This is a genomic window from Marinomonas sp. 5E14-1 (assembly GCF_039939215.1).
Taxonomy (GTDB): Bacteria; Pseudomonadota; Gammaproteobacteria; order Pseudomonadales; family Marinomonadaceae; genus Marinomonas.
Genome location: NZ_JBDXMW010000008.1, coordinates 138,568 through 164,398, shown reverse-complemented (window position 1 = coordinate 164,398; position 25,831 = coordinate 138,568). Strand labels below are relative to the sequence as shown.

The 25,831-nt window shown below is 42.2% G+C and carries 23 protein-coding genes; 16 read left to right on the top strand and 7 right to left on the bottom strand.

Annotated elements, in window-relative coordinates; translation table 11 throughout:
* Positions 1–79: 79 nt before the first annotated feature.
* From ABFY09_RS09505 to ABFY09_RS09485, 5 genes are all read left to right on the top strand, one after another.
* On the top strand, positions 80–1,192 hold the full coding sequence (locus tag ABFY09_RS09505) for a branched-chain amino acid ABC transporter substrate-binding protein (RefSeq protein WP_347984073.1): 1,113 nt from the start codon (positions 80–82) through the stop codon (positions 1,190–1,192).
* 88 nt (positions 1,193–1,280) lie between these two features.
* Positions 1,281–2,192: a branched-chain amino acid ABC transporter permease LivH gene (locus tag ABFY09_RS09500; protein WP_347984072.1), complete on the top strand. Its 912-nt coding sequence runs from the start codon at positions 1,281–1,283 to the stop codon at positions 2,190–2,192.
* Positions 2,193–3,467, top strand: a complete 1,275-nt coding sequence (gene livM / locus ABFY09_RS09495) for a high-affinity branched-chain amino acid ABC transporter permease LivM (protein WP_347984071.1) — start codon at positions 2,193–2,195, stop codon at positions 3,465–3,467. It abuts the gene before it with no gap.
* Positions 3,464–4,345 (top strand): ATP-binding cassette domain-containing protein, encoded by an 882-nt coding sequence (locus tag ABFY09_RS09490; protein WP_347984070.1) that lies wholly within the window; start codon positions 3,464–3,466, stop codon positions 4,343–4,345. Before livM ends, ABFY09_RS09490 begins: the two co-directional genes overlap by 4 nt.
* A complete protein-coding gene (locus ABFY09_RS09485; protein WP_347984069.1) occupies positions 4,342–5,055 on the top strand; it encodes an ABC transporter ATP-binding protein in 714 nt (237 codons plus the stop codon). The genes ABFY09_RS09490 and ABFY09_RS09485 overlap by 4 nt, the downstream gene beginning before the upstream one ends.
* A gap of 128 nt (positions 5,056–5,183) precedes the next feature.
* On the opposite strand, the gene ABFY09_RS09480 is transcribed toward ABFY09_RS09485, so the two are convergent.
* The 5 genes from ABFY09_RS09480 to glnA all read right to left on the bottom strand — a co-directional run bounded on the left by ABFY09_RS09480 (position 5,184) and on the right by glnA (position 10,541).
* Positions 5,184–5,741 (bottom strand): Sua5/YciO/YrdC/YwlC family protein, encoded by a 558-nt coding sequence (locus ABFY09_RS09480; RefSeq protein WP_347984068.1) that lies wholly within the window; start codon positions 5,739–5,741, stop codon positions 5,184–5,186.
* Between the two features lie 138 nt (positions 5,742–5,879).
* Positions 5,880–6,257, bottom strand: coding sequence for a DUF3461 family protein (locus ABFY09_RS09475; RefSeq protein WP_347984067.1), 378 nt, complete (start codon positions 6,255–6,257; stop codon positions 5,880–5,882).
* A 150-nt stretch (positions 6,258–6,407) separates the two neighbouring features.
* The gene (ntrC, locus tag ABFY09_RS09470; RefSeq protein ID WP_347984066.1) at positions 6,408–7,844 is read right to left on the bottom strand and encodes a nitrogen regulation protein NR(I); all 1,437 of its coding nucleotides are present in this window, start codon (positions 7,842–7,844) and stop codon (positions 6,408–6,410) included.
* Complete coding sequence (gene glnL, locus ABFY09_RS09465; protein WP_347984065.1) at positions 7,841–8,926, bottom strand: nitrogen regulation protein NR(II); 1,086 nt, start codon at positions 8,924–8,926, stop codon at positions 7,841–7,843. Before glnL ends, ntrC begins: the two co-directional genes overlap by 4 nt.
* A gap of 208 nt (positions 8,927–9,134) precedes the next feature.
* On the bottom strand, positions 9,135–10,541 hold the full coding sequence (gene glnA, locus ABFY09_RS09460) for a glutamate--ammonia ligase (protein ID WP_347984064.1): 1,407 nt from the start codon (positions 10,539–10,541) through the stop codon (positions 9,135–9,137).
* Between the two features lie 336 nt (positions 10,542–10,877).
* Here glnA and thiI point away from each other — a divergent pair, with 336 nt between their 5' ends.
* From thiI to dtd, 3 genes are all read left to right on the top strand, one after another.
* Positions 10,878–12,332, top strand: coding sequence for a tRNA uracil 4-sulfurtransferase ThiI (gene thiI / locus ABFY09_RS09455; protein WP_347984063.1), 1,455 nt, complete (start codon positions 10,878–10,880; stop codon positions 12,330–12,332).
* 260 nt (positions 12,333–12,592) lie between these two features.
* Entirely contained in the window at positions 12,593–14,413 is a 1,821-nt protein-coding gene (gene typA / locus ABFY09_RS09450; protein ID WP_347984062.1) for a translational GTPase TypA, read from the top strand.
* A gap of 192 nt (positions 14,414–14,605) precedes the next feature.
* Complete coding sequence (dtd, locus tag ABFY09_RS09445; protein WP_347984111.1) at positions 14,606–15,040, top strand: D-aminoacyl-tRNA deacylase; 435 nt, start codon at positions 14,606–14,608, stop codon at positions 15,038–15,040.
* A gap of 43 nt (positions 15,041–15,083) precedes the next feature.
* Here the strand turns inward: dtd and ABFY09_RS09440 are convergent, their stop codons facing one another.
* Positions 15,084–15,596 (bottom strand): thioesterase family protein, encoded by a 513-nt coding sequence (locus tag ABFY09_RS09440; RefSeq protein WP_347984061.1) that lies wholly within the window; start codon positions 15,594–15,596, stop codon positions 15,084–15,086.
* Positions 15,597–15,789: 193 nt separating this feature from the next.
* On the opposite strand from ABFY09_RS09440, the gene ABFY09_RS09435 reads away from it, so the two are divergent.
* The 8 genes from ABFY09_RS09435 (at position 15,790) to ABFY09_RS09400 (ending at position 24,529) form a co-directional block, all read left to right on the top strand.
* Positions 15,790–16,752, top strand: a complete 963-nt coding sequence (locus ABFY09_RS09435; RefSeq protein WP_347984060.1) for a GlxA family transcriptional regulator — start codon at positions 15,790–15,792, stop codon at positions 16,750–16,752.
* A 154-nt stretch (positions 16,753–16,906) separates the two neighbouring features.
* A complete protein-coding gene (locus ABFY09_RS09430) occupies positions 16,907–17,563 on the top strand; it encodes an NAD(P)H-dependent oxidoreductase (protein WP_347984059.1) in 657 nt (218 codons plus the stop codon).
* Positions 17,564–17,871: 308 nt separating this feature from the next.
* Entirely contained in the window at positions 17,872–18,762 is an 891-nt protein-coding gene (locus tag ABFY09_RS09425; protein ID WP_347984058.1) for a 3-keto-5-aminohexanoate cleavage protein, read from the top strand.
* A gap of 16 nt (positions 18,763–18,778) precedes the next feature.
* On the top strand, positions 18,779–19,747 hold the full coding sequence (locus ABFY09_RS09420; protein WP_347984057.1) for a 3-hydroxyacyl-CoA dehydrogenase NAD-binding domain-containing protein: 969 nt from the start codon (positions 18,779–18,781) through the stop codon (positions 19,745–19,747).
* Between the two features lie 118 nt (positions 19,748–19,865).
* Entirely contained in the window at positions 19,866–20,933 is a 1,068-nt protein-coding gene (locus ABFY09_RS09415) for a betaine/proline/choline family ABC transporter ATP-binding protein (RefSeq protein WP_347984056.1), read from the top strand.
* Positions 20,926–22,293 (top strand): proline/glycine betaine ABC transporter permease, encoded by a 1,368-nt coding sequence (locus ABFY09_RS09410; RefSeq protein ID WP_347984055.1) that lies wholly within the window; start codon positions 20,926–20,928, stop codon positions 22,291–22,293. Before ABFY09_RS09415 ends, ABFY09_RS09410 begins: the two co-directional genes overlap by 8 nt.
* Before the next feature lie 84 nt (positions 22,294–22,377).
* Positions 22,378–23,385 (top strand): glycine betaine ABC transporter substrate-binding protein, encoded by a 1,008-nt coding sequence (locus tag ABFY09_RS09405; protein ID WP_347984054.1) that lies wholly within the window; start codon positions 22,378–22,380, stop codon positions 23,383–23,385.
* A 127-nt stretch (positions 23,386–23,512) separates the two neighbouring features.
* Entirely contained in the window at positions 23,513–24,529 is a 1,017-nt protein-coding gene (locus ABFY09_RS09400) for a GlxA family transcriptional regulator (RefSeq protein WP_347984053.1), read from the top strand.
* On the opposite strand, the gene ABFY09_RS09395 is transcribed toward ABFY09_RS09400, so the two are convergent.
* Complete coding sequence (locus ABFY09_RS09395; protein ID WP_347984052.1) at positions 24,503–25,693, bottom strand: TauD/TfdA family dioxygenase; 1,191 nt, start codon at positions 25,691–25,693, stop codon at positions 24,503–24,505. The two genes, ABFY09_RS09400 and ABFY09_RS09395, sit on opposite strands and share 27 nt — an antisense overlap.
* Between the last annotated feature and the right edge of the window lie 138 nt (positions 25,694–25,831).

Genomic DNA, 25,831 nt, shown 5'->3' with positions numbered 1-25,831 from the left:
TCTAACGCCTGTATTGATTGGAACACTTCTTGCTTTTAGGTAATAACGATAAAATCCAAAACAAGTAGAGGCTTTTCTTATGTCAAATACAGTGGTTAAAAGAACGTTACTTTCTCTTGCTATTGCAGGTGCTGCAACTGTGGCTCAGGCAGATGTCGTCATAGGTGTTGCTGGTCCTCATACAGGTGCTTATGCAGCATTTGGTGAGCAACTTTGGAAAGGGGCTGAGAAAGCAGCAGCTGATATTAATGCCAGTGGTGGTATTAATGGGGAAATGATTAAGTTGGTGAAAGCGGATGATGCTTGTGAGCCAAAGCAGGCTGTTTCTGTTGCTAACCGCTTAGTAGACTCAGATGATGCCGTTGCTGTTGTTGGTCATTTCTGCTCTTCTTCTTCTATTCCTGCATCAAAAATTTATGAAGAAGCGGGTGTATTAATGGTTACTCCAGCCTCTACTAACCCAACATTAACTGATCAAGGTTTACCAAACGTTTTCCGAGTATGTGGACGTGACGATCAACAAGGTGATGTGGCTGCAAGCTATATTATTGATCAATTAGGTGCGAAACGTGTTGCGGTTATTCATGACAAAGACACTTACGGTAAAGGCCTTGCTGATGCAATGAAAGCGACGCTTAATGCTTACGGCACAAAAGAAGTTATGTATGAAGGTTTAACACGTGGCGAGAAAGACTTTAACGCCCTTATTACCAAAATCCGTTCTGTCGATGCAGATGTTGTTTACTTTGGTGGCCTTCATTCAGAAGCGGGTCCTTTAGTTCGTCAATTACGTGAGCAGGGTTCCAAAGCTATCTTTATGTCCGGTGATGGTATTGTGTCTGACGAGTTTGTTTCTGTTGCTGGATCACCAGAATATATTGATGGTGTACTTATGACATTTGGTGCGGATCCAACCTCTTACGCAGCAGGTAAAACAGTTGTTCAAGGCTTCCGTGATAGCGGTTATGAGCCTGAAGGTTATACGCTTTATTCTTACACAGCGATGCAAGTTGTTGTTGAAGCTTTATCTAAGAATGATCTTGACCCAATCAAGGGTGCTGAGTGGTTGAAGTCTAACTCTGTTAGCACAGCAATGGGTAAGAAAAGCTTTGATGAAAAAGGCGATTTGACTATTTCTGATTATGTTATGTATGAATGGGATGCTGAAGGTAAATATAGCCAAGTAAACTAACTTTTCAATCTAGTAATTACGCTTACCAACGAAAACTAAGTTGGTAAGCGTCCTCTCTGTATTTTCTAACACCCCCACGAGGTTTTACATGGATATCGTTCTCCAGCAGCTGGTAAACGGTCTTACTCTAGGTTCTGTTTACGGATTAATCGCAATTGGTTACACCATGGTATACGGCATTATTGGCATGATTAACTTTGCCCATGGTGATGTTTATATGGTTTCTGCTTATATTACAGCTATTGCTATTGCTCTTCTTACATTTTTTGGCATCGAATCTTTTCCAATTATTATCATAGGCACGTTATTTCTTACGGTTGCCGTAACTGGTGTTTATGGTTGGGCTATTGAACGTATTGCATATCGGCCATTACGAAATTCTAGTCGATTATCTGTCTTGATTTCTGCGATTGGTATGTCTCTTATTTTACAAAACTATGTTCAGCTTAGTCAGGGAGCGAACCAGCAAGGTGTTCCTACTCTTCTGACTGGTGCTATTCGCTTCACAGTAGGTGATGGTTTTGTGCAAATCACTTATATGAAACTGCTTATTTTATTTATTTCCTTCCTAGGAATGGGGGTACTCACCTATGTTATTCAGAAGACAAAACTGGGGCGCATGTGTCGTGCAACTCAACAAGATAGGAAAATGGCTTCTATTTTAGGTATCGATACCGATAAAGTGATTTCTACTGTTTTTGTCATTGGCGCCATGATGGCGGCATTAGCAGGTGTGCTTATTACATTGGATTATGGCGCATTTGATTTTTATGTTGGTTTTATTATTGGTATTAAGGCATTTACTGCTGCGGTATTAGGCGGTATAGGCTCTTTACCGGGAGCGATGTTGGGTGGCTTGATTCTTGGGCTTTCTGAAGCGCTTTTTGCTGGGTTAATCAGCTCTGACTATAAAGACGTATTCTCATTCTCTTTATTAGTACTCATTTTAATTGTTCGCCCAAGTGGACTGCTTGGCAAACCTGAAGTGGAGAAAGTATAAATGAGCCAAACAACAGGAATAGATTTTAAAAAAAGCGGCATTGATTCTCTTATTGCAGGTTTTCTAGCCTTAATTTTATTTGGCCCTATTGTTGGGGTGTTACTTAATGGCTATGACTTTACTGCTGAGTTTGATCGTGTTGCTTGGATGGTTGCAATTGTAGCGCTTGGTCGCTTTGTCATTTCCTGCTTTTTTCAGACTGAAAAAGGTGTGGCTTTGTCATTTAAATACGCTAACCATGACGAGGGGGTCAAAGTCCTCTCTCCTGATCACAAATCAAAAATGATCTGGATCATTCCGTTAGTAATAGCTATTGGGCTTTTAGTACCTTTTATTGCTTCTAAGTATGTTCTTACTGTGATTATTTTGGGGCTGATATATGTCTTGCTTGGTTTAGGTCTTAATGTCGTTGTAGGTTTGGCGGGATTATTAGACTTAGGCTTTGTTGGTTTTTATGCAATAGGTGCTTATGGATTGGCTTTGGGCTATGAGAACTTAGGTTTAGGTTTTTGGTCTATGTTGCCAATTGCTGCGATATTAGCCGCTATTGCAGGTGCTATTTTGGGTTTCCCAGTATTGCGAATGCATGGCGATTATTTGGCTATTGTCACTTTGGGCTTTGGAGAGATCATCCGCCTTGTTTTGACTAACTGGGCTTCATTTACCCATGGCCCTAATGGTGTTTCTGCTCCGTTGCCTACATTGTTTGGATTAGAATTTAAGCGCCGATCACGGGATGGTGAAACTTTCCATGAATTCTTCAGTTTGCCGTACGATTCTGCTTATAAATACATGTTTATCTATTTGGTTTTATTCGCGGTTGTTTGGGCGGTTCTATTCATCAAGCACCGTTTAGTAAAAATGCCGATTGGTCGTGCTTGGGAAGCGCTTCGTGAAGATGAAATCGCGTGTCGTTCTCTTGGTTTGAACCATGTGTTAGTTAAACTTTCTGCCTTTATGCTTGGAGCGTCAACCGGTGGTTTAGCTGGAGTGTTCTTCGCAACTTATCAAGGTTTTGTTAATCCATCCTCCTTTACTTTCTTTGAGTCTGCTTTGATTTTGGCCATTGTTGTTCTAGGTGGCATGGGCTCGACGCTTGGTGTTGTTATTGCTGCGTTCTGTTTAACAGTATTGCCTGAAATCTTAAGAGAGTTTGCTGAATATCGTGTCTTGATGTTTGGTATCTTGATGGTGGTTATGATGATTTGGAAACCTCGCGGTATTGTTCGTGTCACGCGAACGGGCTTCTCAGCAAGAAAAGGAGTCGTTAAATGAGCCAGGAAAATATTTTAAAAGTTGAAAACTTAGTGATGCATTTTGGTGGTATCAAAGCCTTAAATGATGTGACCTTTGATATAAAAAGAGGTTCTGTCTCTGCTTTGATTGGGCCTAATGGTGCTGGTAAAACAACGGTATTTAATTGTTTAACAGGGTTTTACAAGGCGACTGGCGGGAATATTCTTTTATCTGCAGCAGGTAAAGAAACCAGCATTATTAAAGTGCTTGGTGAACCATTTGAAGTATCCGATTTCTTTTCTCCTATCGCATTTTTTAGCCGCCTGAAATATAAAATGTTTGGTGGTTCGCATTTGGTGAATCGCGCAGGTTTGTCTCGGACTTTCCAAAATATTCGTTTATTTAAAGAAATGTCGGTTGTTGAGAATCTGCTCGTGGCTCAGCATATGAGAGTGAATCGCAGCATGATCGCTGGTATTTTGAATACCAAGGCATATCAAGCAGCAGAAGAAGAGGCTTTAGAGCGTGCTTTCTATTGGTTAGGGGTTGTTGATTTAGAAGACTCTGCAAACCGTCTAGCGGGTGAGCTTTCTTATGGGCAACAGCGTCGTTTAGAAATTGCTCGTGCTATGTGTACTAACCCTGAAATTGTTTGTTTGGATGAACCGGCTGCAGGCTTGAATCCTTCAGAGACAGAAGCGCTAACCAAGATGATTCGTGTATTACGTGATGAGCATAATACAACTGTCTTGTTGATTGAGCATGATATGGGAATGGTCATGGATATTTCTGATTACATTGTTGTCTTGGATCATGGGCAAGTCATTGCTGAAGGCGGCCCTGAAGATATTAAAAGTAATCCAAAAGTGGTGGCTGCTTATCTTGGTGCAGAAGAAGGTGAGGAGATAACGTTATGAGTACTTTAATGGAGTTTAAAGACGTAGACGTTCATTACGGACCGATTCAAGCTTTAAAGAAAATCTCTTTATCAATCAATGAAGGTGAAATTGTTACCTTGATTGGCGCAAATGGGGCAGGTAAATCTACCTTATTAATGTCGATTTTCGGTCAGCCACGTATTTCTTCTGGACAGATTATTTATCGTGGTGAAGATATTTCACAAAAGTCAGCGCACTATGTTGCATCGAATGGTCTTGCTCAATCCCCAGAAGGGCGGCGTATTTTCCCGAGTATGTCAGTAGAAGAAAATCTACTGATGGGAACCATTCCGATTGGTATGGATCATGCGGAAGAAGATATGCAAAAAATGTTTGAGCTATTTCCTAGATTATTGGAGAGGCGTAATCAAAGAGCCTCAACCATGTCTGGTGGCGAACAGCAGATGCTCGCCATTGCGCGTGCGTTAATGAGTCGTCCAAAGCTGCTTCTATTAGATGAGCCTAGCTTAGGTCTTGCCCCTATTATTGTTAAGCAAATTTTTCAAATTCTTAAAGATGTTGCAAGCACAGGAATGACTATTTTTCTTGTTGAGCAAAATGCCAATCATGCATTGAAGTTGGCTGATCGTGGCTATGTAATGGTGAATGGTGAAATTCGCATGACAGGAACTGGTGATGAGCTATTAGTGAATCCTGATGTGCGAGAAGCCTACTTAGGTGGTCATTAGTAACTGCTTTTCTGCTCTTTTAAAATCCTTTCATTGAAACTACTGGAAACGATCCCTTGTTTAGTAACAAAGGATCGTTTTTTATGTCTGTGAATAACTTATGTTGTTTTACACAAGCTATCTGTGTGTCATGCTCTGAAAAGTGTGTCCGAAAGGATGTCTCTAACTTGTGATGGCTGGGAAGCACCGCCTAAGGGTGCATCATAAATAGCATCGACTTTTCTGCCAAAGTAAGTGCTTACTTCTATTGCTGTCATTGCTGGGTCTAATCCTGCAGGGTTGGCTGATGTCGATACAAGCGTGCCTTGGAATGCTTCGCAAAGTGTTTGGACTGGTTTGTGTTGAGATAAGCGAATAGCAACGCTTTGGTGCTCGCCTCTGACCCAAATTGGAGCGATGTTTGTGTCTGGTACAACCCAAGAAGTTGGTGTTTCATTAATACTAAGGAGTCGATCGGCAACCTTCGGCTCTAAGGTATTTAACCAAGGTGTTAATTGTTGTTTAGCTCCTGCAATAAGAATGAGCCCTTTGTATTCTGGTCGAGACTTAAGATCTAGAATTCGCCTTACGGCAGACTCATTGAAAGGATCACAGCCTAGACCCCAAACCGCTTCTGTTGGGTAGGCAATAACCCCACCTTGTTTGAGAATAATGGCAAGCTCAGAAGGCGAACGAACAAGATTCATAAAAGTAACACTCAAAAAGAAATAGTAAAACGGGAATTGTAGCGGGATATATTGGGTGGGGCTAGTGAGACATTGGCTGACTGTGTTAGTCAGCCAATGTGAGCAGAAACTAGGTATGTATGTTTCAAGAAAGCCAAATTACATGGCGTCAATTTTTTCTTTAATTTCTTGAATTTTGTTCGTCATGACTCTTTCTAGGTGCTCAAGCTCTTTCACTAGATCTTCTTTGGAAGCTTTCTCTTCGTGCTGTCTCCCAACGATTTTTTCTAGCTCTTCCATTGCTCGTAAAACAGTTAAGGAAGGTTCTTGTACCTGACGATAAGTTTGTTGACCACCGTCAGCAAGTACGGTTTTTGTAGAACGGCCAAATTTGAACTTTTTGCTTTTTGGAAGCAGAGAGCCTTTTTCGCGACGGTAATAAATTTTTAAAACGTCGTTTCCACCTTCATAGCGAAGCGTGAATTTTTCAATATCCTGGATGCTTGTGATGCCCATGGATTGAAGTGTTGGATACATAACTATTTCCCTTCATTAATAATCAGTTAACAGACTTTATTAGTATGGGATTGCACGTATAAAAGCAAGTCAAAATGCGTAGAAAGTTGAGATAGCACAGACAATGACGTATTAACACAGTCTATGCTATCTCATCTTAATTGGAGGTAATTAATCTTCGTCTTGCTCTGCGTGATCAATATTCAATTCTTTGATCTTTCTGGTAAGCGTATTTCGTCCCCACCCTAATAGAAGAGAAGCATCACGACGACGACCGCCAGTATGCGCCAAAGCGGTTTCTATCATAATGCGTTCAAACTTAGGGACAGCTTGATCAAGAATGCCTTTTTGACCTGTTGCTAGAGTACTGTCTACCCAGTTCTTAAGCGCGTCTTCCCAAGAAGCAAAAGGTTGTTCTTGAGGGACGGAAGTCAGCAACTCTGGTGGTAAATCTTCAACTAGCACTTCTCTGCCAGACGCCATAACAATTAGCCAACGACAGGTGTTTTCTAACTGACGAACGTTACCTGGCCAATCGAGTTGAGTAAGGTAGTTTTCTGTTTCTTTAGTGAGTATTTTCGGCTCTACAGATAATTCTTCTGCTGCACGGCTCAAGAAGTGACGGGCAAGCTTAGGAATGTCTTCGCGGCGTTCAGCAAGTTTAGGCAAATGAATGCGAATCACGTTTAAGCGGTGAAATAAATCTTCACGGAATGAGCCTTTTTGCACCAAGGTTTCTAAATTTTGGTGAGTCGCGGCAATAATGCGTACATCTACTTTTACTGGTGTGTGACCGCCAACGCGATAAAACTCTCCATCAGCCAAAACGCGTAACAAACGAGTTTGTGTTTCAGCTGGCATATCACCAATTTCATCTAGAAACAGTGTGCCGCCATTTGCTTGTTCAAAGCGCCCGCGACGCTGTGTGTTTGCACCAGTAAATGCACCTTTCTCATGACCAAATAATTCGGACTCGATTAAATCGTGTGGAATGGCCGCCATGTTCAAGGCGATGAAAGGATTCGTTGAGCGAGGACTGTGAGTATGGAGTGCTTGAGCAACCAACTCTTTACCTGTGCCAGATTCACCATTGATTAAGACGGTGATATTGGAATTGGCAAGTCGTCCAATGGCACGGAAAACCTCTTGCATAGCCGGTGCTTCACCAATGATCTCTTTGTCTACTTGAGGAATAGTTTCTTCCTCTGGCATATCATCCGTACTAGGTCGTGAGTTTTTGTGGTGCAGCATGGCGCGTTTTACAAGGCTTACTGCTTCTTCTACATCAAATGGCTTTGGTAGATACTCAAATGCACCGCCTTGATAAGAGGCAACGGCACTTTCAAGATCTGAGTGTGCCGTCATGATGATAACAGGTAGGTAAGGGTGATCATTTTGTAGCTTATCAAGAAGCTCTAAACCGTCCATGCCAGGCATACGAATATCACTGATGATAGCGTTTGGTTGCTCTTTGTCTATCATGTTGACGAGGTTTTCGGCCGAGTCAAATAAACGACATTGGATGCCTTCTTGCTCTAGAGTCTTTTCCAATACCCAGCGAATAGAGCGATCATCGTCAACAATCCATACAGTTTCATCTTGTGTCATGTGTTTTTCTCCTCGCCTTGGACTGATGTCTCAATGGGAATTAATATGTTGAATTCGGTGTGTTGTGGGTGGCTATTGCATTCGATGATGCCATGATGCTGATGAACAACCGATTGAGAGATAGATAAGCCCAGTCCGGTTCCGTCAGCTCTGCCACTAACCATGGGATAAAATAACGTTTTCATAATGGATTCAGGTATGCCTGGGCCATTGTCGATAATGCTGATTTTGCAAACCAGACGGTGTCGTTTTGAGCCGATAGTGAATTGGCGCAAGGTACGAGTGACCATGCGAATCGTCTTTTTCTGGCTGTCTTGATCTTCCATCAATGCTTGCATGGCATTCCGAGTAATGTTCAGCAGCGCTTGTATTAGCTGAGATTCGTCGCCGATTAAATCTGGAATACTCGGGTCATAATCTCGAATCAATTTAATTTTGTTGTCTGTTTCAACAGAAATGAGCTGTCGAACACGCTCAAGTACTTTGTGAATATTTAATGGTTTGTTTTTAGGGATTTGTCTTGGGCCGAGCAAACGATCAACAAGGTCTCGTAGCCGATCGGATTCTTCAATAATGACTTGGGTGTAGTCATTTAAAGCCTCGTCAGTAAATGCACGGCTGATTAATTGTGCAGCACCACGAATTCCGCCTAATGGGTTTTTAATTTCATGGGCAAGTCCACGAACCAATTCTTTGCTACTTTCGTGGTTTGCAATAATTTCGTCTTCTTGGGAAATTCGCTTCATTCTATCGCGAGGGTAGAGTTCTATTATGAGGCTTTTTGTCGCATTTGATGACCCCATGATTGGCGTCACAGTGTAATCACAGAACAGCTTTTTTGAATTGACCCGCTCAATTTCCGCTTCACGTTTCGTAAAGGCATGACTTGTCTCAATAGCAGAATATAAGGCACTGATGCTGTTCTCGTTTTCACGAAAAGCAGAGCTTAAGTCGTTGCCATAAATTCGGCGACGGCTAACTGCAAGCAGCATTTCTGCGGCAGGATTTAAGTATTCTATCTCTAATTTATTATTCACTTGAATGATAGCGGTAGATAGATGATCGATTAATAAACTATACAAAACAAAGCCTCTTTATTGACCATTCACTATGTGCAAAAAGCGAACCAACATTGGGCACTTTGAAATGGCTTATATATATAAGGTATCTGTTTTAAACAAAAAATAATACGCACAATTGTGGTGCGTCATGTGGCGTGCATTTTTTAAGTGCAAAAAAAAAGCCTCGATCTAAATCGAGGCTTTCGTTTTTACTGAACAGTTTTAAAGATTAAACACTGTAGTAAAGTTCGAACTCAAGAGGAGTTGTTGTCATTGCAACACGTTGAGCTTCATCTGCTTTAAGGTCGATGTAAGCATCGATCATGTCGTCAGAGAATACGCCGCCTTGAGTTAAGAACTCACGGTCTTCACTTAAGCACTTAAGAGCTTCTTCTAAGCTTGCTGCTACTTGAGGGATAGCCGCTGCTTCTTCAGCTGGAAGGTCATATAAATCTTTATCTGCTGCATCGCCAGGGTGAATCTTGTTTTTGATACCATCAAGGCCAGCCATCAACATAGCTGCGAAAGCTAGGTATGGGTTAGCGGTTGGATCAGGGAAACGTGCTTCAATACGCTTACCTTTAGGGCTAGCAACGTAAGGGATACGGATAGAAGCAGAACGGTTACGAGCTGAGTAAGCTAGCATAACTGGTGCTTCAAAACCTGGAACAAGACGCTTGTAAGAGTTTGTTGAAGCGTTAGTGAACGCGTTCAATGCTTTAGCGTGCTTGATGATACCACCGATGTAGTAAAGAGCCGTTTCAGATAGTCCAGCGTATTGGTCACCAGCAAATTGGTTAACGCCATCTTTCCAGAAAGATTGGTGAACGTGCATACCAGAACCGTTATCGCCAACGATTGGTTTAGGCATGAATGTCGCTGTTTTGCCGTAAGCGTGAGCAACATTGTGTACACAGTACTTAAGGATTTGAACTTCGTCAGCTTTTTTAACTAGAGTGTTAAATTTAGCGCCGATTTCATTTTGGCCAGCTGTTGCTACTTCGTGGTGATGAACTTCAATTTCTAAGCCCATTGTTTCCATTGCACCACACATTGCGCCACGTAGATCGTGGTGAGAATCAACTGGTGGTACTGGGAAGTAGCCGCCTTTTACTGTTGGGCGGTGACCCATGTTGCCGCCTTCAATCTTCTTGTTAGAAGCCCAAGCAGCTTCTTCTGCGTTGATTTCAACACAAGAACCTGACATGTCAGTTTTCCACTTAACATCGTCAAATACGAAGAATTCTGGCTCAGGACCGAAGAATGCAGTGTCACCAAGACCTGTAGATTTAAGGAATTCTTCTGCACGTAGAGCAACAGAACGAGGGTCGCGATCGTAACCTTGCATAGTAGAAGGCTCGATTATGTTACAACGAACAATAACAGTCGCTTCTTCAGTGAAAGGGTCGATAATAGCCGTATCGTCCTGAGGCATCATGATCATGTCGGATTCGTTGATGCCTTTCCAGCCTGCGATGGATGAACCATCAAACATCTGACCAGTCTCAAAAAACTCTTCGTCTACCGTAATAGCTGGAATAGATACGTGTTGTTCTTTACCTTTAAAATCAGTAAAGCGAAGGTCAACCCACTTCGCGTCATGCTCAGCAATCAAGGCAAGGGTCTTGTTTGACATAGTTGTTCTCCAGTCGTCGTTAAAAGTGAAATCACTTTAGAATAGAAAATATGCTTTTTAATAAAGCGCCATTTTGTCGTATCAGAAAGCACAACTTGTGCCAGAATGTTGTGCGAAGTGAAAAATCCTTCTATAACAATGTCCTAAAAGGTTTGCATATTAGGGTGCACTTAATAGTAGCTTTTAAAATACATTAAAAAAACATTTTTGCTTTATTTTGGTGCGGAATTTGTGTTTTTTGTTTTGGTTTGGTGCGCATTTAATGTTTTCGTATCCAAAGTCTTTTCTTTATACTGTGCGCCTTTTTTCTAATCACAGATACGTAGCTCAATCCCTATGAAATTTATTGTTAAGTTCTTTGCTGAAATCACCGTTAAAAGTCGCCCTGTAAGAAAGACTTTTATTAAACAACTGCGCCACAATGTAAAACTGGTCCTGAAAAAATACGATGCAGAGGTGACGGTTTCAGGGAACTGGGATTTTATTGAGATTTATTCTGAGCGTGATGAGCTGCGTGAAATCTTTATTGAGGCGCTCACAAACATCGCTGGCATTGCCCATTTTCAATACGTTCGTGAGTTTCCGTTAGTGGATTTGGATGGCATTGTTGATGAAGCGCTTGTGTCTTATGGTGACGTTCTTAAAAATGCCGTTTTTGCGGTGCGCGTAAAACGTGTTGGTAAGCATCACGATTTCACTTCAGTTGAAGCTGAACGACACATTGGTGGTTGTCTAAAAGCGCGTTCGGGGGCATTGGCCGTTCGTTTAAAAAATCCTGAAGTGTTAGTGCCGATTGATATTCGCGATGATCGTGTGTGGATGATTGAACAGCGCGTTGAAGGTTTAGGTGGTTATCCATTGGGTTCACAGGATCCCGTTTTGTCGTTGATGTCAGGTGGCTATGACTCTACGGTAAGTTCCTATTTAACCATGGCTCGTGGATTAAAAACGCATTTTTGCTTTTTCAATTTAGGCGGTGATGCCCATGAAATCGGTGTGAAGCAAGTGTCCCATTATATCTGGGAAAAGTATGGATCTTCTCTTAATGTGAAGTTTATTACTGTGCCATTTGAAGCCGTAGTAGGGGAAATCCTTACTAAAGTTGATAATGCTGAAATGGGTGTGATTTTAAAACGCATGATGTTGCGTGCCGCTTCCCAAGTAATGGAGCAAGTAGGTGCAAAAGCCTTAGTGACAGGGGAAAGTGTGGCGCAAGTGTCGAGTCAAACCTTGATCAACCTTAAAGTCATTGATCAGGTTACGGAAGAATTGGTCTTGCGCCCTTTGGTCACTATGAACAAGCAAGAAATTATTGATAAAGCCATCGACATTGGTACCGCTCCTTTTGCGGCCAGCATGCCAGAATTTTGTGGTGTGATTTCTGTGAAGCCAACCACTCGAGCGAAAATGCATCGAGTAGAGAAACAAGAGTCGAACTTTGACTTTTCGGTGCTAGATAAAGCAGTAGAAAACGCCAATGTAATGTCGATCCAGAATGTCATGGATGATGTGGCGAAGCAATATCAAGGGGAAGTGCCTATTGTACGTATGCCCGTTGGTGAGCAAGTGATTGTTGATATTCGTCACCCTGACGAAGCCAGCCATCGTCCTCTTAAAGTCAGTGGTCGACCTGTCAAGGTGATTCCTTTCTTCGCGCTAGAATCAAACTGGGCGGAAATGGACAAAGACACAATGCACTTGTTGTATTGTGGTAAAGGTGTGATGAGTAAAATGCATGCCTCTTATTTGCTTGGTAAAGGTTACGAGAATATTGGCGTTTATTTGCCATAGACTTAGCCTTAAAAAGCACAAGAAAGCAGTAGCATTTTTGTAGTATATCAATGCTATTGTTTTTTGATTAACGCGTATGACTGTTATATGGCCGTCTTTTTGTGGATTTTTTTATCTACTTTAATGGAGATGTTGATCAATATAAGAGTATAATTGCGCGAATTTTATCCCGCACCAAGATTCGAGACGCTTGAAGAGCTTACCCGCTAAATCAAGCGGCGTTTGTCTTTTTGCTCACTCTAAATGCAGAGAAACTATAAATGTCTAATGATATCAGTAAGTTACGCAACATCGCGATCATCGCGCACGTTGACCACGGTAAAACAACGCTAGTTGATAAGCTATTAAGCCAGTCAGGCACACTAGATCGTAAAGACGAAGGTGCAGAACGCATCATGGACTCTAACGATCAAGAAAAAGAGCGCGGCATCACCATCTTGGCAAAAAACACTGCCATTAAATGGAATGATTACCGTATCAACATCGTAGACACACCTGGACACGCCGATTTTGGTGGTGAAGTAGAACGTGTACTTTCTATGGTTGATTGCGTATGTCTATTGGTTGATGCCGTAGACGGACCAATGCCTCAAACACGTTTCGTAACTTCAAAAGCGTTTGAACAAGGTTTGCGCCCAATCGTTGTTATCAACAAAATTGACCGTCCGGGTGCTCGTCCTGATTGGGTTATGGACCAAGTTTTTGATTTGTTCGATAGCCTTGGCGCGACAGAAGATCAATTAGATTTCCCTGTTATCTATGCTTCTGCAATCAATGGTATTGCGGGTGAAGACCCAGATAACATGGCAGAAGACATGACACCGCTTTATCAAATGATTATTGATAGCGTACCTGCGCCAGACGTTGATCCTGAAGGCACGTTCCAAATGCAGGTTTCTGCATTGGACTACGATAGCTACGTTGGTGTAATCGGTGTAGGCCGTATCACACGCGGTAGTTTGTCTCCTAACCAACAAGTTGTGGTCAAATCTGCCGACGGCTCTGAGCGTAAAGGTAAAGTCCTTAACGTGAAAGGCTATCTTGGTCTTGATCGTATCGATACAGAACTTGCGACAGCGGGTGACATCGTTTGTATCAATGGTATCGATAAGCTAAGTATTTCTGATACTTTGTGCGATCCAACATGTGTTGAGTCATTGCCAGCGCTAAGCGTTGATGAGCCAACAGTAAGCATGAACTTCATCGTAAACAACTCTCCTTTCGCTGGTAAAGAAGGTAAGTTCGTTACGACTCGTAACATCAAAGACCGTCTAGACCAAGAGCTTATCCACAACGTTGCGTTGCGTGTTGAACAAGGTGATACACCAGATAAGTTTATTGTATCGGGTCGTGGTGAATTGCACCTATCTGTGTTGATTGAAACAATGCGTCGCGAAGGCTTCGAAATGGGTGTATCCCGTCCAGAAGTAGTTGTGAAAGAAATTGACGGCGTGAAGTCTGAACCATTCGAAGTGGTTGTTATTGACGTAGAAGAACAGCACCAAGGTGCGATCATGGAAGAGCTTGGTTTGCGTAAAGGTGAACTAACGAACATGGAGCCAGATGGTAAAGGCCGTGTGCGTCTTGAGTTCATGATGCCTTCTCGTGGTTTGATCGGCTTCCGTGGTTTGTTCCTAACCTTGACATCTGGTTCTGGTATTTTGACCAGTGTCTTTGACCATTATGGTCCAGTGAAAGACGGTGAAGTACAGAGCCGTAAAAACGGTGTGTTGGTGAGTATGCTAACGGGTAAAACTGCCGCTTACGCGTTGTTTAACTTGCAAAGCCGTGGTCGTATGTTCTTAGGTCATGGTGTTGAAGTGTATGAAGGCCAAATCATTGGTATTCACTCACGTGATAACGACTTGGCGATTAACCCAGTTAAAGGTAAACAGCTGACTAACGTACGTGCTTCTGGTACGGATGAAGCGTTAACACTTACGCCGCCAATTAAACAAACGCTAGAACAAGCGCTTGAATTTATCGAAGACGACGAATTGGTAGAAGTAACACCAGAAAGCATTCGTGTTCGTAAGAAATTCCTAACTGAAAACGAACGTAAACGTAACGGTCGTAAGTAAGTCGTTGCATAAAACGATTCCGCGAATCGTTTTAACAGAGCAGCAGCAAATGAGCCTATGCAAATAGGTTCAGGAGCGACATAAGCGCCTTCGGGCGCTTTTGTTTTTTCTGGGCGTTGATATGTGCAGATTGGCAGATTATGTTGAGATAATCGCTAGGTTGATACAAAGCCAAACCGAAAAGGAGTCATGATGAAAGTATTGGTACAGCGAGCAGTGAATGCCAGTGTTACGGTAGAGGGTGAAGTGATTGGCGCCATAGATCACGGACAGCTTGTTTTGGTTGGTATTGAAAAAGGCGACACAGAGGCCGATACACAACGTCTTGCGGATAAATTACTGAAATATCGCATGTTTGGTGACGATGACGGAAAAATGAATCTGAACGTACAACAAGCAGGCGGTGGTGTTTTATTGGTCTCGCAATTTACCTTGGCCGCAGAAACTAAAAAAGGTTTACGACCAGGTTTTTCTAGTGCAGCCGTTCCAGCAGAAGGCGAACGCTTATTTAATGATTTCGTGAGTAAAGTGCGCGCTCAGTATGGAAAAGTCGAAACAGGGCGATTTGGTGCCGACATGAAAGTGGCGTTTATGAACGATGGCCCTGTTACCTTTATGCTCGACTAGTTTTTGTCAGGCTTCTTCATGGACACTTCGGTGGAGGTTCGCCTTACTTTGGGCGCTTAAGACGAATCGCTTGCCCTACATTATCCGGCGTGTCTAATGTATCGTGAGCCGCTTGAATTTTATCAACTAAAGACTGGGTGTGAGGCAAAAAAGGTGCGGCTCTGTGGTTTTTCATATCCATGTGAAGCAGCAAGGTTTCCATAGTCGCGAGAGTGTCGCCACTGTCTGCATGAGACATGGTTAAAAATAAACGTAATTTTTTGGTATCGCTTTCCAGCAGTTGCGCTCTAACGATTAAATTTTCTCCTTCGGACACTTCTTGTAAATAACTCACCATACTTTGCAGTGTGTAAATCGACACACTGTGCTCTGAGCGAAAAGCCTCGTGTAGGTCAATTTTCGACATGAAGCCTTCTACCGATTCGCTAAAAGCAACCACATAACAGGCATCATTCATGTGTCCGTTGTAATCAATCCATTCTGTTAAAACTGGGCTTTCAAACACAGTGATTGGCTGTTCTATTTGTGATGCTGCGTTCGCGCAAGTTGACGTCATTTCTCACCTAGTAAATGTGCCATATAAATTCAATGGTCTGTCTTGGGTTTAAGTAATAAGCGCGTTAGTGTCACCTAAAACGTTATTGATGGATTCTATAATAGGCATAAAAAATGCTATTGAATTGATTGAAGTCGCATACTTATTGCTATTAAACGACCAGTGCATTTCTTTCATTCATGGAAATAGATAAATGATTCCGCATAATCTGAAAAGTACCAACACACAAAAAATTCATTTTTTACTGACGCCTCACACGTCACTATTTGGTCTGAGTTCTATGCTTGGTGCGTTACGTCATGCCAATGATATCAGTGCTTTACCCTTATATGAGTGGGCGCTGATTTCGGAATTTGGGGGCTTGATTACCAGCAGTGATGGTATCGACATCATGACGGACATGAGCATTCAAGACAGTCCGACATGCGAAACGCTGATTATCTGTGCAGGCTGCACTGACCCTCAAACTGTTTCTACGCCTTCTGTATTGAGCTTTATTCGTCAACAAAGCTATTTTGGTGCCATGATTGGTTGTCAGGATATGGGGGCTTATATTGCCGCGGCGGCAGGTATTCTAGACGGTTATCGAGCGGCAGTGCATTGGGAAAACCATGAAAGTACTCAAGCACTTTTCCCTAATGTGAATTTTGTACAAGAATTGCTGGTGATCGATCGGACGTTCTTTTCTTGCCCCGGTGGTTTATCTGGGCTGGACATGATGCTGTATTTCATTACGACTCAGCATGACAAACAATTTGCCACTCAAGTGGCAGACGAGCTTATTTACACCCATCAAAGGGACCACAAAGGGCCGCAACGGCGCTCATTGCAAATTCGCCTTGATAGTCGTAATAAAAACTTGACTGAGGCGGTGCAATTAATGGAATTGAATATCGAAGAGCCGTTGCTCATATCTGAACTAGCAGATCACATTGGCATTTCGAGTAGAGAGTTGGAGCGTTTGTTTAAAAAGAATGTTCATCAGTCACCGAAAGCGTTTTATCGTCAACTAAGACTTGAAAAAGCACGAAACTTGCTCCAACAAACAAAACAGAGTGTGACGGAGGTTTCGGTGGCGTGTGGTTTTGTTTCTTTGTCGCATTTTACCCGCTCTTATCAGCAACTGTATGGGAAAAAACCAAGCCAAGAAAGGTAAAGGTTCACTTAGAAATTTTTTACTTTTGGCATTATGCAGGATAAGTTGTGCGTAATAGGTTCGCCTCCTCGAGGCAATGTTAAACCTGAGGAGCACGGTATTTATCATTAGTGAGTTCACTGTTTTTAAGTTAAATATTATGGAGATATTAGACATGTCACACCCGATTATTAAAGACTTAGAGAGTCGCCATACGGCTAAGCATTACGATGCCTCTAAAGTCATTTCAAAAGAGGATTTAGAGGTTATTTATGAAGCGTTACGTTTGTCGCCATCTTCAATAAACTCCCAGCCTTGGAAGTTCATCGTGATCGAAAGCGATGCGGCGAAGCAACGTTTTTATGACACTTTTGCCAATAAATACGAATTCAATAAAAAGCATGCTAAAACGGCGTCACACATTATTTTGTTCGCTCATAAAACGCATTATGGGCGCGAAGACTTTTCAAAAATTGTTGATATCAATGTTGATATTGGGCGAATTACAGAAGAAGAACGAGATAAAGCCTTTGGTTCGTTTGCCTTTGCTGAAATGAATGCCGATGAGCAAGGTTGCAATGTCGCTTGGACAAAAGCACAGGTTTATATTGCGTTAGGCAATATTATGCATGTGCTTGCCCGCCTTCAAATTGACTCTACGCCACTTGAAGGTATTGACCAAGAGCTCGTTGGAAAATTGTTTGAAACAGAGCTTGAAGGGTATCAATGTGATGTCGCGTTGGCGATGGGGTACAACGATAAAGATTTAGACTTTAATGCAGGGTTGCCTAAATCCAGATTACCAAAAGAAAGTATTATTACCGTACTTTAAGGTGAGAAGGAGGGGTCAATAATGACCAGTTAGGCTCTTCCTTTGCCTCTAGAAATATCGTATTTTTTAAAGATATGTCATCATTTTTTTAACCTCTTCTTATTTTAAAAATAAGATTTCCCCTCTATAAAACGCTATATGCCTAATTGCGACAAAGGACTTTTAATGTCATTTTTAGGCAAAGAAACATCGTATTTTGACAAAATAAAACTCTTTCGACGTGTAGTTTAAAAAGGGCTTAGTTTCTAGAGTTCATTAATATTTGGACTTTTCTAGTGCTTATTCGTCCAATTTAGAGAGTCTTTATAATGAATCAAGATGTCATTATCACTTGCGCAGTCAATGGTGCTGCCGATACCGCGGCGCGTAATCCGAATGTCCCAGTGACACCGAAACAAATTGCCAACTCTGTTATTGAAGCGTGGAACGCTGGTGCCGCCATCGCTCATATTCATGTGCGGGATCTTGAAACAACTCAAGCGTCTCGACAAGTCGATTTATACGCTGAAGTCTGCGAGATCTTGCGTGCTTCTGATTGCGATATCGTGATTAACCTAACTGGCGGTATGGGAGGCGATTTGTATGTCGGGCCTGAAGAAAACCCTGCTGATTTCGGTAAAGATACAGACTTGATTGGCGCTATTGCTCGCCTTGAACATATTGCGTTATTGAAGCCTGAGATCTGCACACTTGACTGCGGGTCGCTGAACTTTGGGGATGGCAATCTGGTGTATATATCAACACCGGACATGCTGAGATTAGGGGCTGCGCACATAAAAGAGCTTGGTGTGACAGTAGAGTTAGAGATTTTTGATACGGGCAATCTTTGGTTTGCCTTACAAATGAAAGAAGAAGGATTACTAGCAGACAACGCCATGTTCCAACTTTGTCAGGGCATTCCATGGGGAACACCGCCAAATGCAGCGTTGCTCAAAGGCATGGTAGATATGTTGCCAGAAGGTACCAATTGGGCGGCATTTGCCTTGGGTCGTAATCAATTGCCTTGGGTCGCTCAGTCTGCCTTATTGGGCGGTCATGTACGAGTGGGTTTAGAAGACAATTTGTATCTTAGTAAGGGCGTGTTGGCGACGAATGGCCAGCTTGTAGAGCGAGCGGTCAATATTATTGAAAACATGGGGTCGCGGGTTCTTAGTCCTGAGCAAGCGCGTAAGAAACTTAATTTACGTGGCACTCAATAATTGTTGGAGAAACGTTATGGCTCGTCCAAATCCAAATGAAGTAACAAAGATTGGTGTCATCGGTACAGGTGTTATTGGTGGTGGTTGGGCATTGCATTTCTTACGTATGGGCATGGAGGTTGTTGCTTATGATCCAGGGCCTAATGCCAAAGAAAAATTAATGAGCATGATTGAAAATGTCTGGCCAACCATTGAAAAACTTGGGTTACGAGAAGGCGCGAGTATTGAAAATTTACATTTTGTTTCTTCATTAGAAGACATGGTGTTGCGTGTTCAAGTGATCCAAGAAAATACACCAGAGAGGCTTGGCGCAAAACGTGCTTTGTTTGCAGAGCTAGATCGAATAACACCACCTGACGTGGTGATTATTTCCAGCACATCAGGCTTTCCCATGACTGAAATGGCAGTCGATTTACAAGAACAGCCCGAACGCTTTGTGGTTGGGCATCCTTTTAATCCTCCTTATCTCATGCCTTTTTGTGAAGTTTGTGGTGGAGAAAGAACCAGTCAGGATGTTGTGGATTGGACGGCTGAATTCTATGAAGCCATGGAAAAACAAGTGGCCAAAATGGACAAAGAACTTCCGGGCTTTATTGGCAATCGCTTGCAAGAGGCAATATGGCGAGAAGCTTTGTACATGGTGAAAAATAAAGAGTGCACTGTCGAAGACATTGATAAAGCCATTATCCATGGAATGGGTTTGCGTTGGGCCATTATGGGGCATTGTTTGACCTTTCATTTAGGTGGTGGCCAAGGTGGCATGGAATATTTATTGGACCACTTTGAAGATTCTTTAGACGCACCATGGACTCGGTTGAAGGCGCCAGAATTAACTCAAGAATTAAAAGATGACATGGTGCAAGGTTGTTTAAATCAAGCCAATGGCGCTTCGATTGATGAACTCGTTCAGGAAAGGGACGATTGCTTGATTCGCATCATGCAGACTTTAAATGAATATCGTACTGAAAAAGGTATTAAACGTTAAGTTTTGAAGAGAGAGGATGGAAACGTTTTAAGCGTCAGAAAGCAGAAGCTAGTTAGACATTCTAATAAATCTTTGATGGTTTCTCATCAAAAAATGAAAAGTGGGCGGGCTAGATTAGATGTTAAAAGAAAAAAAGAAAAGGGTTGCGATAGAGTGCCTAAATGTATGGAAAATATTTGGTAATCGATCGGTTGAAGCGTTGCAAGCAATCAAGAGTAGAGGCTTAACCAAAGATCAAGTCCATGAAGAGTTTGGCTGTGTCGTTGGTGTTGCAGACGCCAGTTTCCAAGCCATGGAGGGAGAAATCTTCTGCATCATGGGATTATCAGGAAGTGGTAAGTCCACGTTGGTGCGACATATTAACCGATTGATTGAGCCAACTGCTGGAGATATTTTAATTGAAGGGCGGGACATTAATCACCTAAACGATAGGGATTTACGCAAGGTAAGAGCGGATAAAATCGGGATGGTTTTTCAACATACTGCGCTACTGCCTCATCGTACTGTTCGTGAGAATGTTGCCCTCGGGCTGGAATTGCGTCATGTTGATGAATCTCGCAGGCTTAAAATTGCAGAGCAGAAACTTGCTTTAGTGCAGTTAGACGGTTGGGAAAATCGAATGCCTTCTGAATTATCAGGTGGTATGCAGCAACGGGTAGGGTTGGCTCGTGCAATGGCGGCAGACCCTTCTATTTTGTTAATGGATGAACCTTTCAGCGCTTTAGACCCACTTATCAGGCGACAACTGCAAGATCAATTTTCAGAACTTGCTAGAGATTTAAAGAAAACCACACTCTTCATTACCCATGATTTGGACGAAGCCATTCGAATTGGTAATCGTATTGCCATTATGAAAGATGGCGAGATAGTGCAAATCGGCACACCTGAGCAAATTATCACATCGCCAGCGAATGATTACGTTGCAGAGTTTGTGAAAGACATTTCGCGTTTAAAATTGGTGTCGGCTCAATCCATCATGATCCCTCTTGCGGATTATTTAGAAGAAAACCCTTTAGACCTTACCCTTTGTCCTGTTGCTCCTCCTGATGCGGATATCGATGAGCTTATTAATCTAGCGATTGATCACGAACATCCTATCCTTGTAGCGAACCGTGATGAGAAAGTCGGGATCATTACTAAACGTCAACTTTTAAGAGGCATACAAGGGAGAGATGTTAATGAGTGATTCAATGAGCAAAAACGGGATTGATGATGCGAATAAAGACAATTCTTTGTCTTTAAACAAACAAGAAATTGAAAGCTTAAAACACTTTCTTGGTAGCTCAACAGGCTATTACATACAGTCATTTGAAAAAATTATTCAAGGTAAAAAGTACCAATTTAATCCAGCCGCAACCGCTTTTGGTTCTTTGTGGGCGGCAAGTCGAAATATTTGGGTGTTATTTTGGGCGTTATTAATCACCGATATTTTAGGGTGTATCTTTATCGCTAGAAATCTCTGGGGTGCTGATGAGTATCCAGAAGCAAGCCTGACTCTCGGTATTGCTACACTTGTTCTAGGCCGTCTTATCGGAGGTTACACGGCAAATAATTTTTATTATAAGTTTTATAGTAAGTGGCGTATTACTCCGGATATATTAAATGGTTCTATGATGGAGCGGGTTATCAAAGGTATGACATTAACCCTCGCTATTTTGCCTCTTACTGTGTATCAGTTTAGTGCTTCTACGGTTGCAGACTTTCTAGAAACCTTCCCTACTAGCCGAAAAATCGCATCAACAACAGCGAAAGCCATTGATGGTGTTGTTGAATGGTTGACGATTACCTTTGAGGATATGTTTGACTCGATCACCTGGGCCATTCGAGGGATGCTGGATTTCCTAGAATTGTTGTTTATTGGTACGCCTTGGCCTGTAATGGCCTTGATATTATTGTTGTTGTCTTGGAAAACAGCAGGGTGGAAAGTGGTAGGTTTTACCGCGCTCTCGTTGTCTTATCTTGGCTTTTTTGGCTTTTGGGATAAGGCCATGAGTACGATGGCGCTGGTTGGCGCATCGGTCTTTATTTGTTTAATTATCGGCGCGCCTCTGGGGATTATTGCCGCTAAAAAGCCTCGTTTTAATGCCATCTTGAATCCCATCTTGGATGTGATGCAAACCATGCCGAGCTTCGTTTATCTGATTCCTGCCATTGCCTTCTTTTCTGTCGGTAAACCGCCTGCAGTTCTAGCGACCGTGGTGTTCGCTATGCCACCTATGATTCGACTGACAGCGCTAGGGATTCAACAAGTCAGCCCTTCTGTGATTGAAGCTATGTTGGCGTTTGGTGCAAGTCCACGACAAATCCTTTTTAAGGCTCAATTACCATTAGCGATGCCATCGATTATGGCGGGCATCAACCAAAGCATCATGATGAGTTTGTCTATGGTGGTGGTTGCCGCCTTGATCGGTGCGGGGGGACTTGGCTATGACGTACTGTCTTCTTTACAACATTTGGATGCAGGTAAAGGGTTGTTAGCTGGATTGGCCATTGTTTTGTGCGCCATGATTTTGGATCGAATTATTAGAGGGCGAAGTGAGAGCTAAACTTGTTGATTAGCGATAATTAGTGAGTAGTAGAGGTCTGATTTTGCTTATTGAGTTTTGGTTTCAATAAAAGAGGGGAAAAGAATGAAAAAGTTATTAAGTTGTTTAAGTCTAAGTACAGTAATTGGATTAGGTTTTTCTCAAGCTGTGACCGCTAAAGAAACTATTGTTATCGGTGAATTAAACTGGGATGGTGCGGTTGCTATTGAGCATGTTTTAAAAGTGGTTATGGAAGAAAACTTTGATGTTGATGTTGAGTTTATTGCGGCGGATCAGGCGGCAATTTGGTCTGCAATGGATGCAGGTAAGGGAAGTGTCGATGTTTTCCCTGATATTTGGACAACATTACAGGATAAGGCTTGGGAGAAATTTGTTGTCAAAGGCAGCAAAGAGAGTGTTCGATCAAATAGGGTTCCTTATATTGGTACTGATGGATTTTTCATTCCTGGTTATATCCAAGATGAATATGGCGTGAAGTCTGTTTACGATTTAGCAAAACCAGAGATCGCTAAATTGTTTGATAAAGACGGTGACGGCTTAGGGGAATATTGGCCGGGAGCATCAGGTTGGGAACTTGTGAAAACAAACCAGATTAAAGCCAAGAGCTATGGCTTTGGTGAGTTTTTCGAGCCAGTTGTGGTCACTGATGCCATTTTAAAAGCTCAGCTTAAGAAGGCTTATCGCAAGAAAGAAGGCATTCTCTTTTATTATTGGACGCCAGAGTGGATACACTATGCTTATGACCTTAGAAAGCTAGAGGAACCTGAGTTTACTGGCTATTCAAATGATAGGAAAAAGGATCATAAAGACTATAACCCTAATGGTTGTTACAGTTATGAGGACACTGATAATTGGTTAGAAGACAGTGAGATAACTTGTGCGAATCCAATGACGCCTGTTTATATCGGCTATTCTGCGGCTTTAGAGGCAAGAGTGCCAGAGGTTGCCGCCTTTTTAGGTAATGTTGTTTTAGATGATGCTTTTGTAAGTGAGTGGATCTTTAGTATGTCGAGTGAAGGTGAAGATCCTGAAGATATGGCTAAGGCTTGGGTAAGTGAAAACCAAGACATTGTTCAAAGATGGATGCCTTAAGGCGTATTTGCTTTAGTTCATTAAATCTTTGAAGTAACGGCCTTTTGTAAAGGTCGTTACTTGTTTTTGGTGTCTATCTTTTAAGTGATTGTTTTTAATGGTCATCTCTAAAGGAGTTTGTTTTTTTATGAGTCTACTATCTGATTCCCAATATGGTCCTTTACTGCCAGACAGTGATGGCGTGATTACACTATCTCTTTTGTTATTGCCTGAATATTCGATGATGTCTCTACTTTCTATTACTGAACCACTGCGTATCGCCAATAGAGTTTTGGGGAAAAAACGTTTTGCTTGGCAATGTTTAAGTGCAACAGGAATGCCTGTTACAGCAAGTAATGGCATGGCATTAGAGCAAGCGATTCAAATGGAATCATGCTCGGAACCGAAAAATGTATTTGTTCAGGCCAGTTTTCATCCCGAAAAACACCTTTGTGAAAAAACGATCAATTGGTTACGCCGTTTAGACAAAGCAGGTAGTGTCATCGGTGCCGTGGATACGGGTTGCTATTTATTGGCGAAAGCGCGTTTGTTAGATAAGCATGAAGTGACTCTACACTGGGAAGCAAAGCCGGCTTTTCATGAAAGGTACCCTCACCTGACTGTCAGTGATGAGTTGTTTAATGTGAGTGGTAACCGTATTACATGTGCTGGTGGTACGGCGGCTTCAGACATGGTGTTGTATTTTATTCACCATTATTGTCAGGAAAGTGTGGCAGATTTGGTTTGTGAGCAACTGATAAAAAACGGCAGCAGAAGTCATTCTGATAATCAGCGACCAAGTTGGTCAAAAAGATTGAATGTCCATCACCCTAAAATACTCAAAGCACTGGAACTTATGTCGTCTAACATCGAAGTTCCTTTAACGACTGCTGAAATTGCTAGTGTTCTGGCTATTTCATTGAGGCACTTAGAGCGGTTGTTTATGCAGTATATGAAGTCTTCTCCATCAGAATATTATCTGCGCTTGCGAGTGGAGCACGCGCATTCTTTATTATCTGATTCTGGTTTAAGTGTGGCAGATATTGCTTTGGCCAGCGGCTTTTGTTCAACCGCACATTTTAGTCGTCGCTATCGAGCTTTTTATGGCAAGACAGCGACGCAATACCGTTTACTGGCTTCAGCTCAGAGCGGTGCTTCTTTCTAGAATTCTAATGCGAGAGAGGAATTCATCCCTATCAATATAGCAGCCTTGAAGTTGGCGCATGCCTGTTTTGAGGTCAAATGCATTGCGGGCATGTAAAACTCGTCGATTATCAAAGACAACCATTTCACCAGCTGTCAGACGGAAAAATAATTGAAATTTGGGTTCGCGGGTTAATTTTATGAAGCATTGATAGGCTTTATAAAGTGCCATTGTCTGATGAGCAGGAACATCAACTGGCCCTCTAATAAAGTTGGCGTGGCGTACTTCAATCACTTCATCATTGCTGTCTGTGGCAATGACTGTGCCGCGATAGCGATAATCACAATATGGGTCTTTATTATAAAAAGACATCGGGATAGTACTTAAATCTCGGAACTCTTCTGGGTGATGTTCTCGCATGTATTCGGCGATTTTAAAACCATCAACAAAAATCGATTCTCCGCCGGTTGCGTCGTTCACCAAGCAGTGCAGAAATTGCAGCCCCGGTTGCAACTCGCGAGCGGATAAGTCGGTATGTAAAGGCAGGCGGATATTGGTATTCGCTGACGTATTTGCCTTGGCGGTCGTTTTCACATCGAAGAGGGTGCCGTAATTGGACTCCCGCATGAAAGCGATACGATCTGTCACCGCTTTTAAAGCGTTGTGCTTAGTTTCTACATCAGCAACCACACCAATGCCGTAGTCTCTTAAATTTCGTAACCAAGTGAGTAACTCGGTATCGCTTTGCACAAGAAGATTACTTTGTGCTCTGGGTATTTCATTTTCAATGCTGCTTTTGTCCCAGAGTATTGGTTTCCATAACTTGCTCTGTACGACTTCTTCACTATAGCAATGGGATAAAAGCCAACCGGGATGATATTTACTGGTGTGTTCAGCATAGTCCCATTCAACCACGATTCTATGATCATCGGTAATATAGGCGTTCAGTGCTTTGATCGTATAAGGCACATCACAGATCTCAAAAACCTGCTCTCTTGTCGCAGTGGAGATACATTCAGGACAATGACAGTTGTCTCTTAGCCACAAATAATGAAATTCACTTTTATGGCCATGATCCCAAGTCACCGTTATCGACTCTGTGTTTAATTCCACCGTTACCGGATGATGCTCGATAGGATAAGGTGTGAATGACGCTATTTCTAAGTTGGTATCCTGTAAGCTCATAATATCGTCCTATTTAAATGAGGTAAAAAGTCTGAGTGTTGAATTAATCTTATGGCAAAAGGGTTCTTTCTCTGTGATATCCATTCGACCTTCTATTGCATCAATACGACAAAAAGAACCTAAAATAGAAAGATTTTT